Annotated in this window: 26 protein-coding genes; 13 read left to right on the top strand and 13 right to left on the bottom strand. The window is 46.6% G+C overall.

All coding sequences use genetic code 11. The features are described 5' to 3' along the window. Positions 1-83: 83 nt before the first annotated feature. Positions 84-227, top strand: coding sequence for a hypothetical protein (locus tag DESAL_RS20190; RefSeq protein ID WP_157046926.1), 144 nt, complete (start codon positions 84-86; stop codon positions 225-227). A 212-nt stretch (positions 228-439) separates the two neighbouring features. Here the strand turns inward: DESAL_RS20190 and DESAL_RS05730 are convergent, their stop codons facing one another. Next, positions 440-1,909 (bottom strand): TSUP family transporter, encoded by a 1,470-nt coding sequence (locus tag DESAL_RS05730; RefSeq protein WP_015851024.1) that lies wholly within the window; start codon positions 1,907-1,909, stop codon positions 440-442. 201 nt (positions 1,910-2,110) lie between these two features. Between DESAL_RS05730 and DESAL_RS05735 the strand changes: the two genes are divergently transcribed. Next, a complete protein-coding gene (locus DESAL_RS05735; protein ID WP_015851025.1) occupies positions 2,111-3,595 on the top strand; it encodes an ATP-binding cassette domain-containing protein in 1,485 nt (494 codons plus the stop codon). Between the two features lie 30 nt (positions 3,596-3,625). Here the strand turns inward: DESAL_RS05735 and DESAL_RS05740 are convergent, their stop codons facing one another. Both DESAL_RS05740 and cysQ read right to left on the bottom strand, forming a co-directional pair. Beyond that, on the bottom strand, positions 3,626-3,889 hold the full coding sequence (locus tag DESAL_RS05740; RefSeq protein ID WP_015851026.1) for a hypothetical protein: 264 nt from the start codon (positions 3,887-3,889) through the stop codon (positions 3,626-3,628). Positions 3,890-3,902: 13 nt separating this feature from the next. Next, positions 3,903-4,658, bottom strand: a complete 756-nt coding sequence (gene cysQ / locus DESAL_RS05745) for a 3'(2'),5'-bisphosphate nucleotidase CysQ (protein WP_015851027.1) — start codon at positions 4,656-4,658, stop codon at positions 3,903-3,905. Between the two features lie 112 nt (positions 4,659-4,770). Between cysQ and DESAL_RS05750 the strand changes: the two genes are divergently transcribed. The 3 genes from DESAL_RS05750 (at position 4,771) to DESAL_RS05760 (ending at position 7,691) form a co-directional block, all read left to right on the top strand. Then, positions 4,771-5,613 carry a ThiF family adenylyltransferase gene (locus DESAL_RS05750; protein ID WP_015851028.1) on the top strand — a complete coding sequence of 281 codons (843 nt, stop codon included), beginning with the start codon at positions 4,771-4,773 and terminating at the stop codon, positions 5,611-5,613. 517 nt (positions 5,614-6,130) lie between these two features. Continuing rightward, positions 6,131-6,361, top strand: coding sequence for a hypothetical protein (locus DESAL_RS05755; protein ID WP_015851029.1), 231 nt, complete (start codon positions 6,131-6,133; stop codon positions 6,359-6,361). A gap of 136 nt (positions 6,362-6,497) precedes the next feature. Continuing rightward, a complete protein-coding gene (locus DESAL_RS05760; RefSeq protein ID WP_015851030.1) occupies positions 6,498-7,691 on the top strand; it encodes a PP2C family protein-serine/threonine phosphatase in 1,194 nt (397 codons plus the stop codon). Between the two features lie 5 nt (positions 7,692-7,696). Here the strand turns inward: DESAL_RS05760 and DESAL_RS05765 are convergent, their stop codons facing one another. From DESAL_RS05765 to flgB, 8 genes are all read right to left on the bottom strand, one after another. After that, positions 7,697-8,551, bottom strand: a complete 855-nt coding sequence (locus DESAL_RS05765) for a transporter substrate-binding domain-containing protein (protein ID WP_015851031.1) — start codon at positions 8,549-8,551, stop codon at positions 7,697-7,699. 150 nt (positions 8,552-8,701) lie between these two features. Next, positions 8,702-10,015, bottom strand: a complete 1,314-nt coding sequence (locus DESAL_RS05770; RefSeq protein ID WP_015851032.1) for a FliI/YscN family ATPase — start codon at positions 10,013-10,015, stop codon at positions 8,702-8,704. A 2-nt stretch (positions 10,016-10,017) separates the two neighbouring features. Further along, a complete protein-coding gene (locus DESAL_RS05775; protein ID WP_015851033.1) occupies positions 10,018-10,755 on the bottom strand; it encodes a FliH/SctL family protein in 738 nt (245 codons plus the stop codon). Further along, the gene (gene fliG / locus DESAL_RS05780; protein WP_015851034.1) at positions 10,742-11,743 is read right to left on the bottom strand and encodes a flagellar motor switch protein FliG; all 1,002 of its coding nucleotides are present in this window, start codon (positions 11,741-11,743) and stop codon (positions 10,742-10,744) included. Before fliG ends, DESAL_RS05775 begins: the two co-directional genes overlap by 14 nt. 1 nt (position 11,744) lies before the next feature. Beyond that, on the bottom strand, positions 11,745-13,349 hold the full coding sequence (gene fliF, locus DESAL_RS05785; protein WP_015851035.1) for a flagellar basal-body MS-ring/collar protein FliF: 1,605 nt from the start codon (positions 13,347-13,349) through the stop codon (positions 11,745-11,747). 236 nt (positions 13,350-13,585) lie between these two features. Further along, complete coding sequence (gene fliE / locus DESAL_RS05790) at positions 13,586-13,912, bottom strand: flagellar hook-basal body complex protein FliE (RefSeq protein ID WP_015851036.1); 327 nt, start codon at positions 13,910-13,912, stop codon at positions 13,586-13,588. 53 nt (positions 13,913-13,965) lie between these two features. Beyond that, on the bottom strand, positions 13,966-14,409 hold the full coding sequence (flgC, locus tag DESAL_RS05795) for a flagellar basal body rod protein FlgC (RefSeq protein WP_015851037.1): 444 nt from the start codon (positions 14,407-14,409) through the stop codon (positions 13,966-13,968). Next, the gene (flgB, locus tag DESAL_RS05800; protein ID WP_015851038.1) at positions 14,409-14,819 is read right to left on the bottom strand and encodes a flagellar basal body rod protein FlgB; all 411 of its coding nucleotides are present in this window, start codon (positions 14,817-14,819) and stop codon (positions 14,409-14,411) included. The genes flgC and flgB overlap by 1 nt, the downstream gene beginning before the upstream one ends. 319 nt (positions 14,820-15,138) lie before the next feature. Between flgB and DESAL_RS05805 the strand changes: the two genes are divergently transcribed. The 5 genes from DESAL_RS05805 (at position 15,139) to DESAL_RS05825 (ending at position 18,940) form a co-directional block, all read left to right on the top strand. Continuing rightward, entirely contained in the window at positions 15,139-15,693 is a 555-nt protein-coding gene (locus tag DESAL_RS05805; RefSeq protein WP_015851039.1) for a tetratricopeptide repeat protein, read from the top strand. A gap of 170 nt (positions 15,694-15,863) precedes the next feature. Next, positions 15,864-16,463: an IMP cyclohydrolase gene (locus DESAL_RS05810; RefSeq protein WP_015851040.1), complete on the top strand. Its 600-nt coding sequence runs from the start codon at positions 15,864-15,866 to the stop codon at positions 16,461-16,463. A 291-nt stretch (positions 16,464-16,754) separates the two neighbouring features. Then, positions 16,755-18,350 carry a GTPase HflX gene (gene hflX, locus DESAL_RS05815; protein WP_015851041.1) on the top strand — a complete coding sequence of 532 codons (1,596 nt, stop codon included), beginning with the start codon at positions 16,755-16,757 and terminating at the stop codon, positions 18,348-18,350. Between the two features lie 117 nt (positions 18,351-18,467). Next, positions 18,468-18,686, top strand: coding sequence for a translation initiation factor IF-1 (infA, locus tag DESAL_RS05820; RefSeq protein WP_015851042.1), 219 nt, complete (start codon positions 18,468-18,470; stop codon positions 18,684-18,686). A gap of 44 nt (positions 18,687-18,730) precedes the next feature. Then, complete coding sequence (locus DESAL_RS05825) at positions 18,731-18,940, top strand: cold-shock protein (RefSeq protein WP_015851043.1); 210 nt, start codon at positions 18,731-18,733, stop codon at positions 18,938-18,940. Positions 18,941-19,067: 127 nt separating this feature from the next. Here the strand turns inward: DESAL_RS05825 and DESAL_RS05830 are convergent, their stop codons facing one another. Both DESAL_RS05830 and DESAL_RS05835 read right to left on the bottom strand, forming a co-directional pair. Then, positions 19,068-19,394, bottom strand: a complete 327-nt coding sequence (locus tag DESAL_RS05830; RefSeq protein ID WP_015851044.1) for a hypothetical protein — start codon at positions 19,392-19,394, stop codon at positions 19,068-19,070. Between the two features lie 145 nt (positions 19,395-19,539). Then, entirely contained in the window at positions 19,540-20,490 is a 951-nt protein-coding gene (locus tag DESAL_RS05835; protein ID WP_015851045.1) for a chemotaxis protein, read from the bottom strand. 189 nt (positions 20,491-20,679) lie between these two features. Here DESAL_RS05835 and DESAL_RS05840 point away from each other — a divergent pair, with 189 nt between their 5' ends. From DESAL_RS05840 to hypE, 3 genes are all read left to right on the top strand, one after another. Next, a complete protein-coding gene (locus DESAL_RS05840; RefSeq protein ID WP_015851046.1) occupies positions 20,680-21,045 on the top strand; it encodes a response regulator in 366 nt (121 codons plus the stop codon). A 203-nt stretch (positions 21,046-21,248) separates the two neighbouring features. Then, complete coding sequence (gene hypD, locus DESAL_RS05845) at positions 21,249-22,343, top strand: hydrogenase formation protein HypD (RefSeq protein ID WP_015851047.1); 1,095 nt, start codon at positions 21,249-21,251, stop codon at positions 22,341-22,343. Position 22,344: 1 nt separating this feature from the next. Further along, positions 22,345-23,352 (top strand): hydrogenase expression/formation protein HypE, encoded by a 1,008-nt coding sequence (gene hypE, locus DESAL_RS05850; RefSeq protein ID WP_015851048.1) that lies wholly within the window; start codon positions 22,345-22,347, stop codon positions 23,350-23,352. Positions 23,353-23,406: the final 54 nt, after the last annotated feature.

A 23,406-nucleotide genomic window follows, 5' to 3' on the forward strand; every position in this document is an offset into this window, starting at 1 on the left:
ATCCGGTTAAGGTAATACATAGCCTGAATTGCAGGCATGGAATATCTGCGCTCTAAGGCATCAAACCTGTTGAAGTATAGCAGGTGAATATCATCCATGAAAAATTTGAGAGTGTAGCCGAGGTCGCCCTGAATGTTTATCTTTCGACCTTTTGGAGTGACGGTCAGCTTATTGCGCAGGAACATCATTGTCGCGATTCGGGCTTCATCGTTGTCCCTGAAGACTAGTGTTATATTGAAATTTTTGCCGAGAAATTGTTTGTTCTCAGCTTCAATTATTTTGAAGGGAGGTTTTATTCCTTTGCGCAAAGAGTTGAAGGTGGATTCCATGGCCTCAAATCCGTCTGCACCTTTAAAGAAAGGCAGATGCATGGCCCCGACTATAAGCATGCTGGAAATGAAAAGCATGGCCGCGATGATGAGGGTTTTAATAGAGTAGGTCATTTCTTTTCCTCCTCTGCCTCAACCGGTTGTAAGGATTTATATACTCCGCTTAGAAAGGCGAAAAACATCCATCCTCCGAAAATCCCGGCTCCGATGAGCAGAATGTATGATCCGCTCGAATCAAAAGTAGAAACCAATCCTGCGTCAATGGATGCACCAGCTTTGCGCAATAGAGCAGGGATAGCCAGTATGCGGTTGATGATCACTGAGACTACCAGTAGGGCAACCAGCCCTTTGACCCGGTAGGGAAGGATATTCTTAAGACTTTTGCTGCCTATATGGAGGCCGGTTATGGTTCCGAAGACCAGCCCTGTTATGCAGTAAATGTTGATGAATCCGTTCAAACCGTATGTAGACATTGTTAAGCCCCCAGTTGAAAGGGCCAGCCTTGCCAGATCTGTCCCGGCTACCAGTGCGGCTACGCAGGCAAAGCCTTTGGTCATAACGGTGAAGGTCAGGATTACCCCGCCTGATCCGGTCATGGCCATGAAAAAGCCACCAACGACTGTTAGAAAAAAGATCGGCAGAATGGGGATGCTTTCTGCTTTGTCCTCTTCTTCTGCCGTATCCAGATCAGGCTCTTCCCCGCCCCGGCGCATTTCAGCCGGTTCCAGTTGGTCCTCTTCTTCATCTTTTATGGTTGAAGGAAATTTTATGTACGGCGGTAGCTTCATGCTTCGCATGCTGCGGGCAATTTCCCAAGGTTCTTCGTCCGGGTATAATTCATCTTCAAATTGCGGTTCGGGTTCAGGCTTCGGCTTTTCTTCTTGTGGTTGGGCTTGCTCGTCCTTTCCTTCTTTGGGTTCTCCTTCCTCTTTTTTTTTCTCTTCTTTCTTAGGCTGTTCTGCCGGGGCTTCAGCTTGCGTGTTTATTGCCTGTTGTTCTTGATCTTTTTCCTGCTCTTTGCGCAGAAGTTCAAGAGCATATTTTTGTGCAGCTTCACGGAAATCCGGGATAATAATGAATGAGTATATGATAAGCCAGAGGGCGATCATGGATGAGATGAAAACATCATTTCCGGCTGGGTCGGCAATGAATATTTTTTTGCATAATGTGTAGCCGGCGAGTCCACCAAGGACTGTACCGAAAGTCATGATCAAGGCCAGTGTATATTTGATACGACGGTTGATGCCCATGCGCAGGCTTTGGATGGTGCTGAAGATAAAAAGCCGAAACATCTCTGAACCGACAGCGTATATTCCGCTTACTCCTGCAGTCATCAGTGCCGGAACAACCAGCAGCCCGCCGCCTGCCCCTATTACCGCGCTGAGCATTCCGGTAACAAGGCCGATGGCTGTGCATTGAAAAAATCCCGGACCGTCAGCGTCCGGCAGAATGTATGGGTTGTTGGCTCGTCCGATGTAGGCTGGAATTTTGATGTCTGCTGCGTGCAACAGCAGGGGGCAGAGCAGGAGAAATACTGCACTGATGAGTAGAAAAATGTCTCGGCCGGAAGGTTTCTTCATGTGAGTCCCTGCCTGATTGAGTAATGATTTTATTTACATATAAAAAGAATTGGGAAATATATCAACCATCTGTCTTTTCTTCTCGTCTGTAATCATGAGCACAACTTGCACTTGTTATTTTTAAGTAGTAGAAGTTTAGCCCTGATCATAAATATTGGTTTATATTTTAAAAGCTTAAGTATAAGGCGAAGCGGGGTTGGCATGAGCGGTAAATTGGTTTCCATGAACGATCTTTCACTTACACTGGATCGTGGACCGGTGTTGCAGGGTATCGATTGGGATATCCGTTCCGGTGAGCATTGGGCAGTACTCGGGCCTAACGGTGCAGGTAAAACTACATTGATGATGATTTTGGCCGGTGAAGTCTGGCCGGATGACGAGACCAGCCGGGAATTCAGGGTTGAGGGTGAGATCGTCCACAGCCCGCTGGAACCCCTTGAGCGTTACCGTATGATTTCCCCGGAACATCAGGATATTTTTGAGAAATTGGCCTGGGACGTAACCGGGGAAGAAGTCGTTTTAGCCGGTAAGGATAATACTCCATTTTTATATCGTCTCGCAGATGATGAAGAGTACGTGCGGGTCCGTGATTTTATGGAATCGTTGGGGATGCTGGACCTTGCCAAGCGCAGCATGGTTAAGATGTCTCGAGGTGAGGGACGTAAGATTCTCATTGCCCGCGCTTTGATGGCTGAACCGGAAATACTTATTCTGGACGAATTTCTTGAGGGCATTGACCAGCAATCCCGTGAGCAGTTGATCCGGGCAATTGATATTGCCGCTGCCAACGGAACGACTATTGTTTGCTCCGCTCATCGAAAGGAAGAACTGCCTTCCTGCGTCAATAAGACTTTATATATCCGTGACGGCAAGATTGATCATTGCCGGGACGGAGATGGACTTGAAGTCTCCTGCGCAAGTCCTCGGGATTTGAAGCGGACTCCGCCTGAAGTGAACAGCATTGAGCCGGGACGGACTTTATTTAAACTTTCCGATGCAAGTGTTGTTTTTCTCGGTAAGACTGTGCTGAACAACATTGACTGGGAAATGACCGGCGGTCAAAGCTGGGCTGTTTTGGGTCGTAACGGTGCCGGGAAATCCACTCTTTTGCGTTTGCTCTACGGAGATGCCGCAGCCTATGCCGCTGAAGATGAGATGAAACGTCTGCCCGAGAGAGGCGATAGTTTGCGTTCTGTTCGTGGACGTATGGGCATGGTTTCCGCTTCTATGCAGGCTTCATTCGGCGAAGCAGTTGGTAAGCCTATACCGATTTTCGATGTGGTGCTTTCCGGGTTCTTTGCTTCCGCAGGAATTCTGGATGATATTTCAGATGAAATGCGTGAGAAGACATGGGAGTGGTTACGTTTCTTCGGTATTTCTGATCTGGCGAATCGGCCTATGGAACAGGTTTCTTACGGGCAATTGCGCAAGGCATTTATTGCCCGTGCACTGATCTCTGGGCCGGATGTTCTGTTGCTTGATGAGCCGCTGGCCGGAGTTGATGAAGAATCCCGGCATGAGATTTATCAATTGTTGGAATTACTCGCTAGGGCCGGAGTCGCCATGGTCTACGTGACTCACCACCGTGAAGAATTGATTCCGTCAATCTCACATGTTCTCGAAATTGAAGGGGGCAGGGTCGCCTTCCGGGGAACTAAAGAAGATTATTTCAAGTTGCGCGACTAAGAAAAAGGGGATGTTGAACATCCCCTTTTTTTATTTCTTGATCCAGCCTTTGGCATTCATACAGCGCTGGAAGGCTTTAACTTCCTTGGTGTAAAGATCTTGATCTTGTGTGTAAGTCCTTTGCGGAAGATCGTTGTCCGGGGCGGAGTTGGTAGCCTTTTGCGATCTTTCCAGACATTCGGACCTGTCTGCGGCAAAACGTTCACTTCTGTTTACAGAAAGATCCAGAGTGGGGTTGTGCCATGATGTGCAGCCACCTAACAGCAGAAGTCCGGTCAGTACGATATATTTCATGTGTTGTCCTTCATCAGGCTTTGACAATGAAGCCTGCATTTCTCAAATTTTCTTTGTTGTAAGGGAATTCCTTCCCATCCAGTCCAAGCATGGAGCCGCCCGCAGCCTCAACAATAGCTTGCCCTGCTCCCGTATCCCATTCCATGGTAGGGTTAAAGCGTGGGTAAAGATGTGCTTTGCCTTCAGCAACAAGGCAGAATTTTATAGCACTGCCCGCAGGAGTCATTTTTTCCACGTTGAGAGTTTCCAGATAATCCGCAAGTTCCGGTGCAGGGTGTGACCTGCTTCCGACCACGATTAGTCCTTCGTTTTCAGCTGGAGGACGGGTGGATATGGCTACAGGAGGTTCGCCGTTTTTGCTAACCTGTGCTCCAGTTTCGATGCTTCCGGTATAGAGCGCGTCCTGAGTTGGGGCGTAGACTACTCCCAGAATCGGGCGTTTCTTACGCATCAGTGCTATGCATACGCAGAATTCACCATTGTCCTTGATAAACTCTTTAGTGCCGTCCAATGGATCTATGAGGAAAAAAATATCCCATTGTTTTCTTTCTTCGTAGGGTATTTTGGTTCCCTCTTCCGATAATATGGGTATTTCTGGATATAGTTCTTTCAGACGTTTGGAAATCACTTCGTTTGAGGCAATGTCAGCTTCAGTAACAGGTGATTTATCATTCTTGTTTTTCACGTCAAAGCCTTTATTACGGACAGCCATGATAGCAGCTCCGGCTTCGCGTGCAATACAGGATAGATTCTTGATTATTTCTTCCATGTGGTAAGCATTATCAAAGCTTTATCAAAGTGTCATCTATTGTAATAGCTTGTTTAGTTGATTTTAACTTGTCTGTGTGTGAAGTTTATCTTTGAATGTTACAGGGGGAATTATGAAGATAGATGTCAAAGTTTCAGAGATGCTTGACGGGCAGTTCACGGAAAAGCGTTTTGCCTCTGGAGAACAGGTTCTTATTGCTCCACATGCTCTGCTTAGGAAGACTTCTCGTGATCTCGGACTGGATATGAATTGTGTTGAGCGGGCCGTTTTTTCTAAGGGAGCTGTCCCGGAGCGCTACGCTCGAAATTTTATGACTTTCTCTGCGGATGAACAGCGGCAGTTGTTTTTTTCAAAGGTGGCCATGGTTGGCATGGGCGGGCTTGGAGGACATCTACTCGAGTCTTTGGCCCGAGCCGGAGTAGGGCATATAACAGCATGCGATGGTGACAGCTTTGAGCCTTCCAATCTTAACAGGCAAAGATTTGCAGTAGAAAACACTCTTTACAGCAAGAAAAGCGAGGCCGCTTTTGAAATGATAAGGGAAGTTAATCCTGCTGTGTTTCTGGATGTTCGATCAGAGTTTATTGATGAAGATTTTGAGTCTTTTATCAGAGGTGCTGATCTTGTTGCTGATTGTCTGGGAGGACTTGAGTACAGAGGAAAGCTCAAAAGTGCTGCTGCAAAGTTAGGTGTCCCTTTAGTGACGGCATCTGTAGCCGGTTGGGCCGGGGTTGTTTCTACAGTTTTTCCGGGAGACATTTCTCCTGCTGATTTTTTTGGCTCTAATAATGGTCTTGAGGAGGAATTGGGTACTCCTATTCCAGCTATTTCAACTGCTGTTGGAGTTCAGTGTGGTGAGATTCTAAAGATACTCAGCGGTAAAAAATCTTCTCTTTCAGGGAAAGCTTTAATGTTTGATTTATCTAAGTCATATTTTGAAACAGTCTCCCTTTAATCCGTTGGTATGAAAACTGGTTCTTAGGATTTTTATTTTTTACAGATGAATATTTTAGAGAAAACCGAGGCACAATAAAATGTGCCTCGGTTTTTTTTGGGAATATTATTTTATTTTTTAAAATTTAAATATGTATAAGCGTCTATTGGTTGTAGTACTAATGTATAAAATTGTGCCTATGGCAATTTTATTGAGTGTTTACGTAAATATATATCTATTAGATTAATGAATGTTTTGTAAATATATGACTGTTGTATGCATGTTTGGTATGGATGTTTAATATAATCTACTGTAGGATTAGTGTGTTTTGCATTGTGCTTAGTTTAGTTTGTCTTTGTTTGTTAGTTTATAACGCGATTTAGGAAAAACTTTTTAAAATATTAAAATGAAATTAGCAATGCAAACAGGCGAATCTATTGGAAAAAATTCATAATTGTGTGGACAAGATAGTCTTTTGAATATATTTCTACGTTTATTGTTTTTCTTAACTGAAATAATTTAAAGGTAGGAAATACTTATGAATAAGCATTTTGAAGAAGCTATTGTAGAAATGAATAACGTTTCTGCTGCTCTTGAATTTATAAGCGAATCTATTGAGTGCCATGCTGCTGAAGGACGTTCTCTCAATGCATGTGGTTTGGCCTATTTGACTAAGATGTTGGGGGTAAGTTCTTCCAATGCGGCTGATATCTGTTGGGGTATATTTCCTGAGGGGACGGCCGGAAGTAGCGAGTCTTGCGATTCGTGATTATGAGCCTGTTTATACTACATAATCGGTTTGATTTGTGCTAACCTCATTCTGAATTTAAAGTATTAAATGGCATTAATTCCTGTTGGTGCTGCGGAATATATTCTAGGATTGTTATGTTAGCGGAGGTTTTCAGGTGAGCAAAAGTACCCTTGATGTAAAGGCGGGTGAAGAAATTCCAAAAATATTGGTGGTGGATGATTCTGCAACTATGAGGAATTTTTTGACCCGAGTGCTCGAAGGCGATTACGATGTTGAGACTGCCTCCGATGGGCTTGAATGTATTGCCCAGTATATGAAAGTGAAGCCCAGTGTAATATTACTTGATTTGCTTATGCCGGGGATGGATGGTTTCGATGTTATTGATAAGATTAGAAATGTCATTAACGATCAGGAAGTTATCATCATTGTTCTTACGGGGCAGGATGAGCAGGAAATCAAAGCCCGGGCTCTTAATAGCGGAGCTAACGATTATCTGACGAAGCCATTTCATGTGGTTGAACTTAAGGCCAGGGTAGGGGTCGCTATCAGGCAGGTAATGCTTACCCGTCAGTTGCAGGCTGCGAACAAAAGCTTGCAGCGTGCCTACGATATTATTGACGATGAAGTTAAACTTGTTGCCCGCTTGCAGGATAAACTTTTACCAACGGTTATCCCGGTCATTGAAGGTCTTGATATCAAGAGCATGTATCGTCCGTCAGGCCGTGCAAGCGGAGATTATTATGATGTTTTCGGTCTGAAGGATGGTGTGGTCCGGGTTATAATGGCCGATGTTTCAGGACATGGTCCGCAGGCGGCTTTCATTATGGCTATCGTACGCACTCTTTTTAAAGCTGATGGAGCAAACCACAATGATCTTGCAGAGAGCTTAAACCAAATCAACGAACATCTTCTCGATCTCATTGGTAAAGACAGTTATTTTGTGACCTTGTTTGCTGCTGACATTGATTTCAATAAAGGTGTGATGAAATACATGAGTGCCGGGCATTGTCCCGCTCTGGCCATGCTGGATGGAGAAATGAGTGATCCGTTGGTAGCCGATGTTCCGCCTTTAGGTTTCTTTCCGGTGAACTGCGTTCTTTCTGAGTGTAGGTTTACATCTTCCTTGCGGTTGTTTTTGTTTACCGACGGCTGTTATGAATGGCGTATGAATGATGACTTTTTCAGTCTTGAGCCTTTTGTGGAAATAGCAGAAGAATTGATGCTAAGTAACTCTCTGCATCTTGATTCCATTGAGGATATATTGGAAGAAAAGACCGGGGTTCGTCCTGTCTTTGATGACGATGTCACGGCGTTGTCGATAGATTGGTCCGGATCCGTAGTTGGCTGATCTTGTTAAACTAATTTGTCTTTGACGAATTTGAAGGCTGTCCGGATCTCGTTGCGGTGTATGTATGTCATTGCTATTAAGGCTAAAAAAACAATTGCGGCTGCTGTTTTACGGTGTTCCTCACTATCGGGCGTAAAGTCCAGCCATTTATTTATGATCGTTTTTTTCCTTTTCTGAGGTATGGCGGCCATGTCCAAATTGATTCTTTTGATTAAGTCTGGGTTATGCCTGCCCACAGTTGGGTAAAGATTTCTTGTGTATAGATCCTTAACGCATTTGAATGAATTCGCTATGCCCAGTTCGCTTAGCAGATAGATGGCTACAGGATAATCGGCTACAAAGGCTTTAACTCTTCCTTCCGCCGCTGCATTGAACATTTCTGCTGCAGAGTTGAAAAGCATTAACTTGGTATAAGGAAAATGTTCTTCCATGAAAATTTTTGAATAGTCAGCCTTGATTACACCGCAGCTTTGTCCATCTGCAATTTGGTCATTTACAATGATGTCCGGGGTTGTAAAAAGACTCCCTTTGATATGGAAGAGGTAGTCTCCGTAGAGCAGTTTCTTTGCGCGACTTTCTGAATAGAACATACCTCCATTGATATCTGCCTTGCCATTGACAGTCTCCTGTACGGCCTCTTTCCAAGGCTGAAGCTTGAATATTATTTCTACCTCTACCTGTTCAGACCATTCTTTCCAGAAATCAATGAGAACTCCATCCGGTTCACCTTCTTTGTTAATGAAAGCCAGAGGGGGCATGCTGGAAGAGTGGGTAATGATTAAAGGAGTAGATGCAGCAGCTATTGCAGGCAGCAGGATTAATATTGCGGCAATGAAGGAGAGTAGTATGGATTTATTCATTTTTATGCCGAGGCGTTTTTTAGGTAGTAGTGCTACTTCAAAAATCGATTATTAGCAGTAAACGACAGTTTAATCCACGACAAAGTCAATAGGTCTAGACTGGCATAAATCAGGTGTACTTAAGGATGTTTTGTGGCTGGTAGAATCTTGTTAACTAGCTGCTGCAAGTTCCATCAGTTTAGCAAAGCTTTCGTCAATCGTCTGTTTGTCTTCAACAAGCTGTTGCAGGAATCCATTGATCGCCGGGACCATTTTTATAGCAGTGTCAATTTCCGGGTTTGCACCTTTCTGGTAGGCACCGATATTGACCATGTCTTCCACTTTACGGAAAGTAGCCAACTGGCCGAGGACCTTACGTCCGGCAGCAACAATGTCGTTTTGAACAATGTCTCCGCGAACACGACTGACACTTTTAAGAACATCGATGCAAGGGTAGTGCCCTTGGTCGGCAAGGTCGCGAGTGAGCACGATGTGACCGTCAAGAATAGAACGTACAGCATCGGCAATGGGTTCGGTGAAGTCATCACCATCAACAAGTACTGTGTAGACCCCGGTTATGGAACCGTTTGGGTTTTTACCTGCGCGCTCCAGAAGTTTAGGCAGCTGTGCGAAAACTGAAGGAGTGTACCCCCCACGTGTCGGCGGTTCACCTGCTGCAAGACCTACCTCACGACCGGCCATGGCAAAGCGGGTAACTGAATCCATCATTAAGAGCACATCTTTATTCAAATCCCGGAAATATTCGGCAATGGCGGTGGCGGTATAGGCCGCACGCAGACGGATAAGCGGACTTTTGTCCGAGGTGGCGATAACCAGCACAGAACGGGCGAGTCCTTCCGGTCCTAAATCGCGTTCTATAAATTCCACAACCTCACGACCACGCTCACCGATCAGGGCGATGACGTTGATGTCAGCTACTGTGTAACGGGCCATCATGGAGAGTAGTGTCGATTTACCGACACCGGAGCCGGCCATAATACCCATGCGCTGACCCTTGCCCAGTGTCAGCAAGCCGTTGATGGCTTTAACACCAACATCGAGCGGTTCATTGATACGCGGGCGTTCCAGCGGGTTGGGTGGGTCGCGATGCAGGGGATTGTAAGCATCGGGAATGATCGGCCCTTTGCCGTCAATTGGTTCGCCAAATGCGTCTACAGCTCGTCCCAGCAGGTTCATGCCTACAGGGACTTTGGGAGGTGTTTTGGAGTTCTCAATCAGACTTCCGGGGCTGATGCCATGCATTTCTCCGTAAGGCATGAACAAGCAGGCTCCATCCCGGAAACCGACTACCTCGGCAGCGATGGGGGATTCTGCTTCTTCGGGAATGAGTTGGCAGACTGATCCTAAGGGGGCCTTGATGCCTTTACCTTCGGCAATTAAGCCTACAACCTTGCTGACCCGGCCGTAGCTGCGGCAGGGGTCCAGTGCGGAGAGGAGTTGAGTGCAGCCTTTCATGTCGGCCATGACTATTCTCCTGTTCCTGGCGTGAGTTGTCCGAGAATTTCCTGAACGCCTTCCCAGCGGGAAGTCACCGTGTTTTCGATCATAGCATCGGCGGCTTCAACAATTACACCGCCATTGTCGATGGCAGGATCAGCTTTAATCCGCCACTTGGCGAGGTCGGGATGTTCAGTTCGAGCCTGTTCCAGCAGGGGACCGATGATTTCACTGTCAGCAGGTGAGACCTTAATTACAAGCTGTGTCATGGAATCAATGCGGTTCAGGGCATCATCCAGCAAGGATGCAAGAATTTCCTGTCTGCGGGTTTCCATTTCTACGGCCAGTGTCTTTTCAATGACCATGAAGATCAGTGATATGGCATCAGCTGACTGAGCCATCATGACATTGTGTGATTGGTCCTGAATGTTTTGCAGGGTTTGAGCAACATTCTGGCTGAAGCCTATCAAATGCTGTTCAGCTTCCTGCGCAGCCTGTTGCTGGCCTGCTGCGTAACCTTCGGCTTGAGCATTGGCACGGATCTGTTCCGCCTCAGCCATGGCCTTGGCAATAATTTCCTTGGCCATGTTCTGAGCTTTGGCTTTGACCCGCTCATAATATTCGCGGTCAGTGTCTTCGTTCCAGGTCGGCTTCTTCTTGCCTTCCATTTCCTGTATAGTCATCTCTTGAGTCTTGTTGTTGGAATCAAGACCCATGATAACCCTACCGGTGTAGAACTTATTGTCTTCAGTCTTAGACAAAGACATCTCCTGAACCTCTGCTGATCATAATCCGGCCCTCGTCTTCGAGGCGGCGGATGTTCTTAACAATATTCTGCTGTGCAGCTTCCACATCGGAGAGCTTTACAGGTCCCATGATTTCGAGGTCTTCGCGGATCATATTGGAAGCACGCTCGGACATGTTCTTGAAGAAGAGCTCCTGTAAATCGTCGGAGGCACCCTTGAGTGCGGTGGTGAGCTCTTCGTTTGAAACTTCCTTGAGCAGTTCGCGGATCGCGCGGTCGTCCAGTCCCTTGATGTCTTCGAAAACGAACATGAGGTTCCTGATTTCTTCGGCCATCTGGGTGGATTCTTCCTCGATTTCTGAAAGAACTTCCTCTTCGGTGGAGCGGTCTACGGCGTTGAGGATTTCTGCTACTGCGGGTACGCCGCCCACTTTCTTGCCTTCCTTGCCGCCCATGGCGATCAGCTGGCTTTGCAGCACCCGATCAACTTCCATGAGCATTTCTTCTGCAACAGCTTCAAGCTTGGCAAGTCTCATAAGCACTTCGGCTCTTACGCCGCCGGGCAGGTTGGATATAAGGTCCGCTGCCTGATCCGGGTGCAGATGCCCGATAATAAGGGCCAGTGTCTGCGGGTGCTCGTTTCTGAGAATCTGAGCCAGAATCTTGGGGCTGACGTTCTGGAGTTCCTGAAACGGAGCAGGCCCGCTTTCAAGGTCGAGCTTATCCAGAATGTATTTTGCGGTTTCCTCATCAAGGGATTTGCTGAGCAGTCTTTTGACCTGATCGGCTCCGCCCATGAGGAGCTCAGCTCCATATGCCAGAGTTTCATTAAACTCTTTGAGTACTTCCAAAACCTGTTCTTTAGGGACTGAATCCATCTCCAGCATGGCTCTTGACACGTCGGCAATTTCCTGACGGTTCATGCGTTTGAAGGTTTCAGCGGTAAACTTGTCCCCAAGGGCAAGAAGTACAATCGCTGTTTTTTGATTACCGGTGAACGGCGTAGACAATTTAAGCTGCCTCCTGCTTCAGCCAGCTCTTCAGCACCTGCACAGCCTGATCCATGTTCTTTTCCGAGAGTTGCAGAGCCTGAGCCTTGGCGTTCTCCAGTCTACGTGCCGTATCAAGAGCCTCTTCGTCAAGATCACTTTCATCAATTGCGAGTCTTTCTCCTGCTTCAGGCAGACCTGCAACTTCATCAATTTCTTCTTCAGCCACACGGGGCTTGATCAGGGCCATGATTACCGGGCGTACAACCAGGATCAGGAAGAGGAAGATCAACAGGCCGTTAAGGAAAGGCTTACCAAGGCGTTGTGCGTATTCAAGCATGGTGCGCATGAGACCTTCATCGCCGAACATATCCTGCATGCCGAAGGACATATTGGAGACCTCAACGATGTCACCGCGTACTTCGTCATAGCCTACAGCTGAGCTGACCAGTTCCCGGATGCGCTGCATTTCTTCTTCAGAGCGGGGTACGTAGGTCATTTCGCCTGTGTCAGGATTTTTAGTGTAAGTTCCGTCAACAATAACCGCTACGCTAAGGCGTTTGAGTTCTCCGACGGGAACTATGATCTGCTGTTCTTCTTTGTTGATTTCATAGTTGGTGGTACGGGTTTCACGAGCTGAATCCTGAGTGGTCGCTGTTCCGGTGAAACCGTCACCCCTGAAGTTTGCTTCGGGTACGCCGCCGTCAACGTTAGCGGTTCCACGGGTAGTTTCTTCGCTGGTCTGTTCAGAACGCGCAACCTGACCGTCAGGGTCGTATGCTTCTGTCTTGATGGTGCGCTGTCTGAAGTCGAGATCCGCGTTGACTTTTGCAATTACTTTGTCCGGGCCGACGATGGGCATGAGCAGGCGCTGGATGCGCTGCTCGATCTTGGATTCAAGGCCGGATTTGTATTCGAGCTGGCTGTTGGTGATGTTCAGTCCCAGACCGCCGTCATCTTCAGGCTGGTAAAGTACCTGACCACGCATATCAGTAATAGTGACATGTTCCGGCTTCAAGCCTTCAACAGACATTACTACAAGGTTAAGAACACCTTTAATCTGCTTGTCTGCCAGTTTTTCGCCGTCTTTGAGCTTAAGTACTACGGAAGCAGAAGGATCAACCTGTTCTTCAATAAAAAGGGATTTCGCAGGCAGTACCAGATGGACTCTGGCGCGTTCAACCTGTGGGAATTCGCTGATTGTTCTGGCCAGTTCACCCTGAAGGGCTCGCTGGTAGTTGATTCGCTGGATGAAGTCTGTCTGTCCGATCTGGACTTCATCGAAAATTTCATAACCGATTCCCTGCCCGTGCAGAGCTCCTTCTCCGGCAATTTTCAGACGCAGGTCGTACACCTTGTCTGCAGGAACCAAAATGGTAGAGCCGTTATCCTGAATTTTGTAGGGCTCTTTGGTGGATTGCAGGATGGAAACAACACGGGAAGCATCTTCAGCATACAGCTTGGTGTAGAGAACACGGTATTCTGTCTGGTTGAGCCAGAAAACCATGAGGATGAAGGCAATTACGACTGTGGCCGCTAGCCCACCGATCATAATTCTCTGCGAAACAGTTCGGTCGGACCAGAAGGTCTGAAATTTACCCAGATACTCAACGATGAAATTTGGCATACTTAAACTCCTGACGATTTTTCATTTGTTTAAGCAAATGGTGGGCCATTGCAAGAAATGGTATTTATATAAGCCGTTTACGTAGTGTTTTTTTGTTGAGACTAAGTGGTTGGTGAGCGAAGATGACAAAATAATGTCAATGTGGATGATATATGAAAGCTACCACGAAACCCCTCGTAGCAGGGGCTCGTGGTAGCAATATTTGCAAGACAGATAAAGGAGCGGTTCTGTCAGAATTAGAAAGGCATTTTCATGACTTCCTGGTACGCAGTCATAACTTTGGTGCGTACAGTGCTGGTCATGGTCATGGCAACGCTGGCTTTTTGTAATGAAATCATCAATTCGTGAACATTCTGGGTTTTGCCGGAAGCGAATTCTTCTATCATCTGTTTTTTCTGGCCCTGAAGTTCGTTAACACCTTTAATTGAGTCAGTCAGGGTTTCGGAAAAAGAGTTCGGCTCGGCCTTGTTAAGGTCCATGGTCTTGTCGAACTTTTTGTCAAACTTCTGCTGGTTCTGGATGGCATTGGTGTATGCCTGCATTGCTACGTTTCTAATAGACATGTTTTGCTCCTTTTTCGAAAGTCGGAAATCCGTCGTTCAGGGTCAGCCGTTTATTACTGGCCCATTCCAATTCTCAATGCACGGTTGAACATCCGTTTGGCAGAGTCCACTGCCTGCGCATTGGCTTCGTACGATCTGCTGATGGTGATCATGTTGACCATCTCTTCAACCACGTTGATGTCCGGATATCTGACGATTCCCTTTTTATCTGCATCAGGGTGGTTGGGCTCATAAACCTCTTTAAAGGGACGGGTGTCGGAGACGATGCCTCGGACAGTTACGCCCCGCAGCTGCTGGTTAAGCTGCTGGTTCATGGCGGTTTCGAAAGGTGAGAGAACAGGGCTTGACTCCATGGAAACACTTTTGCGGCGGTAGGGACCGCCTTCGGCTGTACGTGTTGTCTTGGCGTTTGCCATGTTCATGGACACAACGTTCAGATACTCCCTTTGGGCTTTGAGACCCGAAGCTCCGATATCAAGTGCTGTGAAGAAGTTCATTACCTAGCTCCTTCCTGAATGATTTTGGTCATTCCCTGAAAATTTTTCCCAATAACCTGAGAGAGGGCATTGTAGTAAAGAGTGTTCTTGGCCATGGTGACCATCTCTTTATCCATGTCGACACGGTTTTCACCGTGAATGACTCTGGGTTCGAACTTTGAAATAGTATCCCCTTCAAATTTGTTTGCATCAAAAGCTGTGGGGATATGCATCTTGCTGGTTCTGGTCATTTTTCCCTTCGCATCAAGGTTCATGGCTTTCTGAAGGTCTTCTTCAAATTCAAGGCGTTTTTCCTTGTAGCCGGGGGTGTTGACGTTAGCCAGATTGGAGGAGACAAGGTTTTGACGCTGCAATCTCAGGTCGAGTACTTTGCCTGTCAATTGGATGTGGCTTCCGAAAAGTCCTTTCATGTTTATATCCTCCTGCAAAAAATTCCCGGTTCCCATCTGGGGCGGAAACAATTGATGATTTTCATTTGATTTGTTGTTAGCAAAAGGTGTTCCATTCCTGTAAGTAGTTGGTTTGTGTAGCTTAAATTTGAGTTTTAGCCTGTCTGCGCGAGTGGGTGTCGGAAATCGGGCACGTAAGAATTGCTTTCTTCTATATAATGTAGTGATGCTGCTTTACGTTTTGGCACGGGGTGTGCATTAAGTTTGGCAGGCCCCGAGGGGTCGAAAAAAATGCCGCTTTGGATTGTCTTGCGGTAAATAAAATTTCCGGAGGGGAATTATGAGTCATTTAGATTATGAAATTAACAAGGAACTCGGTGAGTGTTATCTGTTCATGGGCGAACTGGATAAGGCTGAAGATTACTACAAGAAGGCTGCCGGCTCCAACGGCGTGCATCCCGATCCTTATATCGGGCTTGCTACCATCGCGGTTCAACGCGGTGAATACGACGCCGCCATGTCCCTGTACGAAAAAGCACATCAGGTAGAAGCTACCGATAAGAGCTTTGCAGGTATGGGCTTGATTCAGATGGAAACCTCCCGTCAGGACGAAGCTTTTGAGAATTTTTCTCAGGCTCTCGAAATCAACATCAGCAACATGGTTGCTCTTTTCGGCATCATCAGGATCGGTCACGAGGCTGAAAGAATGGCTGAAGCTATTCCTTTCCTCGAGAGATTCCTCGAAGTTGATCCCGAGAAGCACGAAGTCCGCTACTCCCTCGCAGGTCTTTACATCTGCATGGAGCAGAAGGATAAGGCTGTCGAGCAGCTTGAAATGATCCTTGAAAAGGATCCCGCAAATGAAGCGGCTAAGGAACTGATGAGCCAGATTTAGCTCACACAGATCCTTTATATATAGCCGACTCCCCTCCCGGTTGGTCCCGTTCCTGTTCGTGTGGTTCGGGAGCGGGGACCAACTACCGGCGAGAAAGGTGCGGTCCGGAACTTGCCTTTACTGCGTAAATCCGGCACAACTCCACAAAAACAATAATCTGGAGATGTGTTATGGATATGTTGCCTGTAAAGCGCGGAGTACTCAGTGTTACTGATAAATCCGGTCTTGCTGAATTTGCGGCTGAGTTGGCTGGCTTCGGTGTGGAACTCATCAGCACCGGCGGCACAAGAAAAATGCTTCTTGATGCCGGACTTGAGGTTAAGTCTGTAAGTGATGTGACCGGTTTTCCCGAAATCATGGGCGGTCGCGTAAAGACCCTGCACCCCAGCGTGCATGGTGGTATCCTTGCGGACAAGGATAATCCTGAACACCTGTCGACTCTTGATGAACATGGAATCGAGACTATCGATATGGTTTGCGTTAACCTCTACAATTTTGCCAAGGCTGTTAGCGAAGGGCAGGATCTGAAGAACGCTGTCGAGCAGATCGACATCGGCGGTCCTACTATGCTGCGTGCTTCAGCCAAGAATTTTCATTCTGTTCTGGTTGTCCCCAGTCCGGTACATTACCCCCGTATTCTTGAAGACATGAAAAAGAACGACGGCAAGGTTTCTCTCGCCCTGAGAAAAGACCTCGCTGCGGAAACTTTTGCGCTTGTATCTGAATACGATTCCATGATCGCCAAATATCTGGCAGATCACGACGCTTAGTTTTCAATAGCGGGATGTCATTTATATGGCATCCCGCTTTCTATTATTATAAGATAAACCAATTCAGCCTCAAAAGTGGCGAAGCCTGTTAAAAGCTTTGGGATTCTTAAGCCCTGTTGAACAAATCCGCAGGAAAGCAGATTTGCCCGGTGCCAGAAAGCACCGCCCCGGAGGGGGAAGCCCCAGGACGGGACGCAATAAAAGGGTTTAAGCCGCAAGAGGCAAAATACTTGGAGAACGACCATAGCTCTTAAAGCCAAAGGTAATACTCAGGGCCTTAAGCCCAGCGAGTTGAAACGCATCAATCGTCTTGCGGACCGCCGTTACAATGATCCCAACGGGTTCACCAACGAGCAGGCCCGTGAGCTCTCTTTTCTCAGTCATGAAATCGGACGCCAGATAGGTCTGCTTGTTAACAGGCAGGGCAAACCGGAAATGATTCTGGTCGGTGATCCGGGCTCAATCTATATCCCCGAATTGCCCAGAGCACGTCAGGCCGAAGGGCGTTTGCGCGGTTTGAGGCTCCTGCACACCCACATTTCCGGAGAAAACCTGTCCGAGGAAGACCTCATGGATATGGTTTTCCTGCGTCTGGACAGCGTCAGCGTTATTGCTTCCGATCCTCATGGTGAGCCTGATTTCGTTCAGTATGCATATCTGCTTCCTCCCGGCGCTGGTTCTAAGCCTTATGAACAGTTGGCACCAGTTCGTTGGGACCGTGCAGATATGGACCTGCCGGCCCAGATTAAAGCGCTTGAAGATGAATTTCGCCGTGCGGACCGTACCCGCGATACAACAGATAAACGTGAACGGGCCATTGTGGTCAGTGTTTCACAGGACCCCAAGTCCGTGCAGGAACGCTCCCTTGATGAACTGGAAGATCTTGCCGATACCGCGGGACTGAAGGTTGAAGGGCGGCTGGTTCAGCGTATCCGTAAGCTCAATCCTAAATTTATCATGGGTAAAGGTAAGCTGGCTGAACTTGAAGTTATTGCTTTGCAGGCTGACGCGGAAGTGATCCTTTTTGACCAGGAACTTTCTGCCGCCCAGATGCGTAACCTCGCCAAGCTGACCGAGCGGAAGATTCTTGACCGTACTCAGTTGATTCTTGATATTTTTGCTCAGCACGCCACTACCCGCGCCGGTAAATTGCAAGTGGAAATGGCGCAGCTGAAATATACCATGCCGCGTCTTGTTGGTAAGAACCGGGCTATGTCCAGACTCATGGGTGGTATCGGTGGTCGTGGCCCCGGTGAAACAAAACTGGAAATCGACCGTCGCCGGATCAAAGACAAGCTGACCAAGTTAGGTAATGAACTCAAAAAAGTCAGCCGCCAGCGTGGGTTCACCCGTGAACGCCGTGCCCGTGCCGGGGTTCCGGTTGTATCGCTTGTCGGGTACACCAACGCCGGAAAATCTACCTTGCTCAACACTCTGACCAACAGCGGAGTGCTGGCTGAAGACAAGCTCTTCGCTACCCTTGATCCTACCAGCAGACGTATTCGTTTCCCGCGTGAGCAGGAACTTATCCTTACTGATACGGTTGGATTTATCCGTCAATTGCCGAAGGAATTGAAGGAAGCTTTCCGAGCGACTCTCGAAGAATTGGAGGCTGCGGATGTATTGCTTCACGTTTGTGATTCATCACACCCTGAAGTGGATGAGCAGATAGCGGCGGTGAATAATATTGTTGCCGATATGAAACTTGGTGATGTGGCGACCATCCTCGTGCTCAATAAATGGGATAAGCTGGATGATGAACAGCGAGAACTGATGCGAAACACATATCCGCAGGGTATTCCGTCCAGTGCAGTGGACCGCCGTTCACTGAATCTTTTGGTGGAAGAAATTCTCAACGCCATCGATAGGCTCGGGCATAAATTGTAAGATCGACCCTGTTCGTTAAGCTCTTTCCTTATTGCATTAATACCTGTAAATTAGTAAAAATGTTTGAACAACAGCAGTACTAATTTTTTTCAGCAGCAGTTGTTGGCGGAGGTAGCCATGGCTAAAGAAGAAGGTATTGAAGTAGAGGGTATAGTTCAGGAAGCATTGCCTAATGCTATGTTCAAGGTTGAGCTTGAAAACGGGCATGTCATTCTGGGGCATATTTCCGGTAAAATGCGCAAGCATTACATACGCATTCTGCCGGGTGACAGAGTTAAGGTCGAGCTTTCGCCATATGACCTGACTCGAGGGCGGATTACCTTCCGCATGAAATAATTTATGTAGCAGATTCCAGTCATGATCCGACTGATGAGGGTTTTATGAGTTTAAAAGGGGTAGTCAGCTGGTTCAACGATATCAAGGGATTCGGCTTTATTGTGGATGAAGCCGGAAGGGATATCTATGTCCATTATTCTGAAGTGCTTCGCGATGGATTCAAGACCTTGAATGTTGGTGAGAAAGTTGTCTTCGAAGTAATAGATGAAGACACGGCTCCCAAAGCTACTGCTGTTCGAATCATTAATTATTAGTTTTTTTGATTAAGCAAAATTTTAAGCCCGTCTGTTGATCAACAGACGGGCTTTTTATTGGAATATTTTTAAAACTAAGTGGTAATGCCGTATTGAATAAGTTTGGGATTCTTAAACTCTTTCTATCTTATCTCTGACCTGCTTCGTTCTTAGTCGGTTCGAGAACTGCGTCTACATTGACGACACGTGAGGTCATCTTGTTGTTCTCGATTTCGTAACGGGTCAGCTGCCAGTCTATGTGGTCGATGAAATCTACTTTTGCCCATCCTTCGGGGGGCAGGCGTTTTACCATTTCGTCGAGAAAGTCATCGATATCGATGTAATGTCCTTCGTAATCGACGTTCAGGACTTTGTCCTTGTATACAATTTTTTCAAACGGAAGTTCCATTTTAATATCCTCGAAGTCTTCTTCGGATAAGCCATGGACATCTCCGTAAACTCTTACGTCTTCCATATAAATCTCCTCTGTGAAGGGGATAATTTTTTAGTTGAATACCATTCCGAAATAGGAAGATATTGCCTCATTTGGATTCATGCAACAAAAAACGGTCCACATAGCTGCGAACCGTTCATGTTTGTGTTTTAAAAAGGGCAGCCAGCTAATGAGGCTTACGGCTCTCAATCAGCTTGATTGCTTTTTCCGGCAGTAAGTGCAAATCCGGTTTCGAAATTTGTTCATCTGCTCCGACAGAATCACCTTTGTGGCGCAGTTCTTTAGTGATAATAGAAGAGTACAAAATGATAGGCAGGTCTTTAAGGTCCTGATCATCCCTGATCCATTTGGTAAGACTGAATCCATCCATGAGCGGCATTTCAATGTCTGAAACCACTATTTCAACGTAATCTTTTATCGGGCGGTTTTCCTGTTTGGCTACCTCTTTGATGTTTAGCAGGGTGTTTCTGGCTTCTTCTCCATTATGGACAATAGTGTGCCTGAAGTTTGCTTTTTCAAGGCTTTTTTCAAGCATGGCCCGGATAGTGGGGGAGTCATCGCAGACCAAGGCATTGTATGCTTCGGTTGCAACTGCTGAAGGAGCATCGAAATCTCCACCAAGAGTAGGGTCAAGATCCGCAAGTATGGATTCAAGGTCCAGCAATTGGATAAAGCGATCTTCGCGTTCAACTATTCCTACAATGCAGCTTTCATCGAAACTGCTCATGAATTTGTCAGGCGAAAGGACCTGTTGCCATCCGACACGATGGATTTCTGTTACCCCGCTGACTTGAAAACCCGATACGGTCTGACTGAATTCAGTCACAATAACAATGTCGTATTTTTGTTTCTTGCGTTCCATTCCCAGCCACACAGCAAGGTCCAGAACGGGCAGAATGTGATTGCGGAGGGGAATTGTTCCCATAAAGCAGGGATGCTCTGCCGACTCGGGATGTTCGAGGTCGGGGCTTTCAATTACCTGCATTACTTTGGCAACGTTTACACCGAAATGGCATCTTTCTTCCGGCCCATCATCGGATGCGGGTAGGTCGATATAAAATTCAAGAATTTCAAGCTCATTGGTGCCGGTTTCAAGCAGGATTTCTGTCTTTGCCATGATAGTGGCTCCTGAAAAAATTATATTAAAGATGTTTAAGTTCTTATTCTAGTAAGTTACAATATTAGAAAGTTCAGGTCCATAAATTTTGAATGGAATGTATTTCTTTTTATAATGGATAGTTCTTTACAAAAACAGCTTATTTAGCTTAGTTAGTTGAGAATAGGTAAATCAAATGAAGAGGGATTCATGTATAAAATATTGATTGCTGAAGACGACAAGATCTCTCAAAAGCTTGCAGCCAGGTTTGTTGCGGATCTGGGACACGTTGCTTTTGTCAGCCCTCACGGTAAGCACGCTTATGAAGCATTGAAAGCTGAGAATCATTTTGATGTGCTGGTTACAGATATAATGATGCCGGAAATGGATGGGCGTCAGCTGGTGCAGACCTTGAGAGGAGATTCTCAATTTATGGACCTGCCTATTGTGATCATGTCCGCAGTGGTAGGGGTCTCGGATATTTCTAATTTATTGGCTCTTGGGGCGACATATTTCCTGCCCAAACCTATTGATAAAGAGGAATTTAACGAGGTTATCAACCGCTGTTTGAAATAATATTCAGCTTTTATATGTAAATTTTATTAAGGCTCCGTCATTTTGGCGGGGCCTTTTTTAGTAGCTCGAAATATCCGACCTAACGGGCTTGTTAGTAAACGTGATTGGGTATAATGAGAACAAAAGCTTTATGAATAACAAGGTTATATCTGTGTGTGAAAAGTATAATCTGTTTATGGAAATGTTAACTTTGGGGGTGCTCCTTGTCGCTTGAGATTTTGGATAAATTTAACGACCCTGGACTGTGCAAGGAACTTCTGGCTTGTTTGCGGGACGAGCTGGATGAGGAAATACGGTTCATGGAGGTCTGCGGAACACATACTGTTTCCATTTTTCGCAGCGGGCTGCATTCGGTTCTGCCGAAAGAGGTTGTTCACCTCAGTGGGCCCGGCTGTCCTGTATGTGTGACTCATGAGTCCGAGGTAAATGCTTTTCTGGATCTCGCAGGTAAGGACGGGGTCATCGTTGCTACCTTTGGCGATCTGATCAAGGTTCCCGGCGACAAAGGACACTGTTTGAAAAATGCTCAGGCAGACGGGGCACGGGTGGAGATTATTTATTCCCCTTTCGATGCATTGGAGCTTGCGCGGAACAATCCTGACAGTACGGTTGTCTTTTTAGGGGTGGGCTTTGAAACAACTGCTCCGACCATTGCCGCCACAGTGCTCATGGCGCAGCAGCAGGGACTCGAAAATTTTAAAGTGCTTTCATTTCATAAGTTGGTTCCTCCGGCGTTGGATGTTCTGATTTCCGATCCGGAAACACGTATTGATGGATTTATCCTTCCCGGTCACGTTTCTACCGTTATCGGAATTCATCCCTATGATTTTATCGGAGAAAAATACGGTAAGCCTTCTGTTGTTACTGGGTTTGATCCTGTTGATATCCTGCAGGCATTGCTGATGATGGTCCGGGCATCCGGGCAAGAACATCCAGCCATTCAGAATCAGTACGTTCGTGGTGTTTCCGAGAATGGCAACCCTAAAGCAGTCGAAGTTATGTATCAGGTTTTTGAGGAATCAGATGCTCTTTGGCGCGGTATTGGAATGATTCCCGGTAGCGGTCTCGAATTTAGGGCAGAATTTGAAAAATACGATGCCAAGAAAGTTTTTGACCTGAATATTGGTGAATGTCCGCCGCTTAAGGGCTGTAAATGCGGGGAGGTTTTGAAGGGTAAGATGACTCCTGAAAAATGTCCTCTTTTCGGAAAGGCTTGTACTCCGGCCAAACCGGTAGGTCCTTGTATGGTTTCAACTGAAGGCAGCTGTGCCGCTTATTTCAAATACAAAGTAGATTAATATGTCCTCAGATAAAGTTTTACTCGATTACGGTTCCGGCGGAAGGGCTTCCCAAAGACTTATTTCCGAACTTTTTCTTAAGCATTTTGCCAATGATGAGCTGGACAGACTCAATGATGCTGCCACTTTGAATTTGAAAGGGCAGATTTCAATGAGTACCGACAGTTTCACTGTTGATCCGATCTTTTTTCCCGGTGGGGATATCGGTTCTCTGGCTGTTCACGGGACAGTGAACGATGTGGCTATGCTCGGCGCAATTCCCCGCTATATGACCTGCGCTTATATTATTGAAGAAGGTCTGCCTATGGATGATCTGGAAAAGATTGTAAAATCCATGGGGGAAGCATGCCGGCATGCCGGGGTTAATATTGTTACCGGTGATACCAAGGTTGTCCCTAAAGGTATGGTTGATAAGATTTTTATCAATACTACCGGAGTCGGCGAAATTATCGCTGATCCTGCTCCCAGCGGTGATCGTGCTGCTGTTGGGGATGCTGTTCTTGTCAGCGGAACCATGGGCGATCACGGATTAACCATTCTTGGTACCCGTGAAGGTCTTTCCCTTGAGTCCAATGTAAAGAGTGATAGTGCTGCCTTGAACCATCTTTTAGTCAAACTGGTGCAGGAAATTCCGGATATTCATGTTTTGCGGGATCCGACTCGTGGCGGATTGGCAACCACATTGAATGAAATAACTGTTTCCTCCAATGTTTGTTGTGAACTGGAGGAATCCACCATTCCGGTCCTGCCTGAAGTGGCTGGAGGTTGTTCCTTTCTTGGCCTTGATCCTCTGTATCTTGCTAATGAGGGTAAATTCTTGTGTATTTTACCGCAAAAATATGCAGAGCAGGCCCTTGAAATTATGCGTGCTGATGATTTGGGTAAGGATGCCTGTCAGGTCGGTACCATCACAGATACTAATCCGGGCAAAGTTATTCTGGTTACTCCGCTTGGCGGCAGAAGACTGCTCAATATGCTGGAAGGTGAGCAGTTGCCCCGCATTTGTTAAGGGAAATAATTAATTGGTATTTTAAAGGCTTCTCCGATGGGGAAGCCTTTTTTT

It is taken from the genome of Maridesulfovibrio salexigens DSM 2638, assembly GCF_000023445.1.
Taxonomy (GTDB): Bacteria; Desulfobacterota; Desulfovibrionia; order Desulfovibrionales; family Desulfovibrionaceae; genus Maridesulfovibrio; species Maridesulfovibrio salexigens.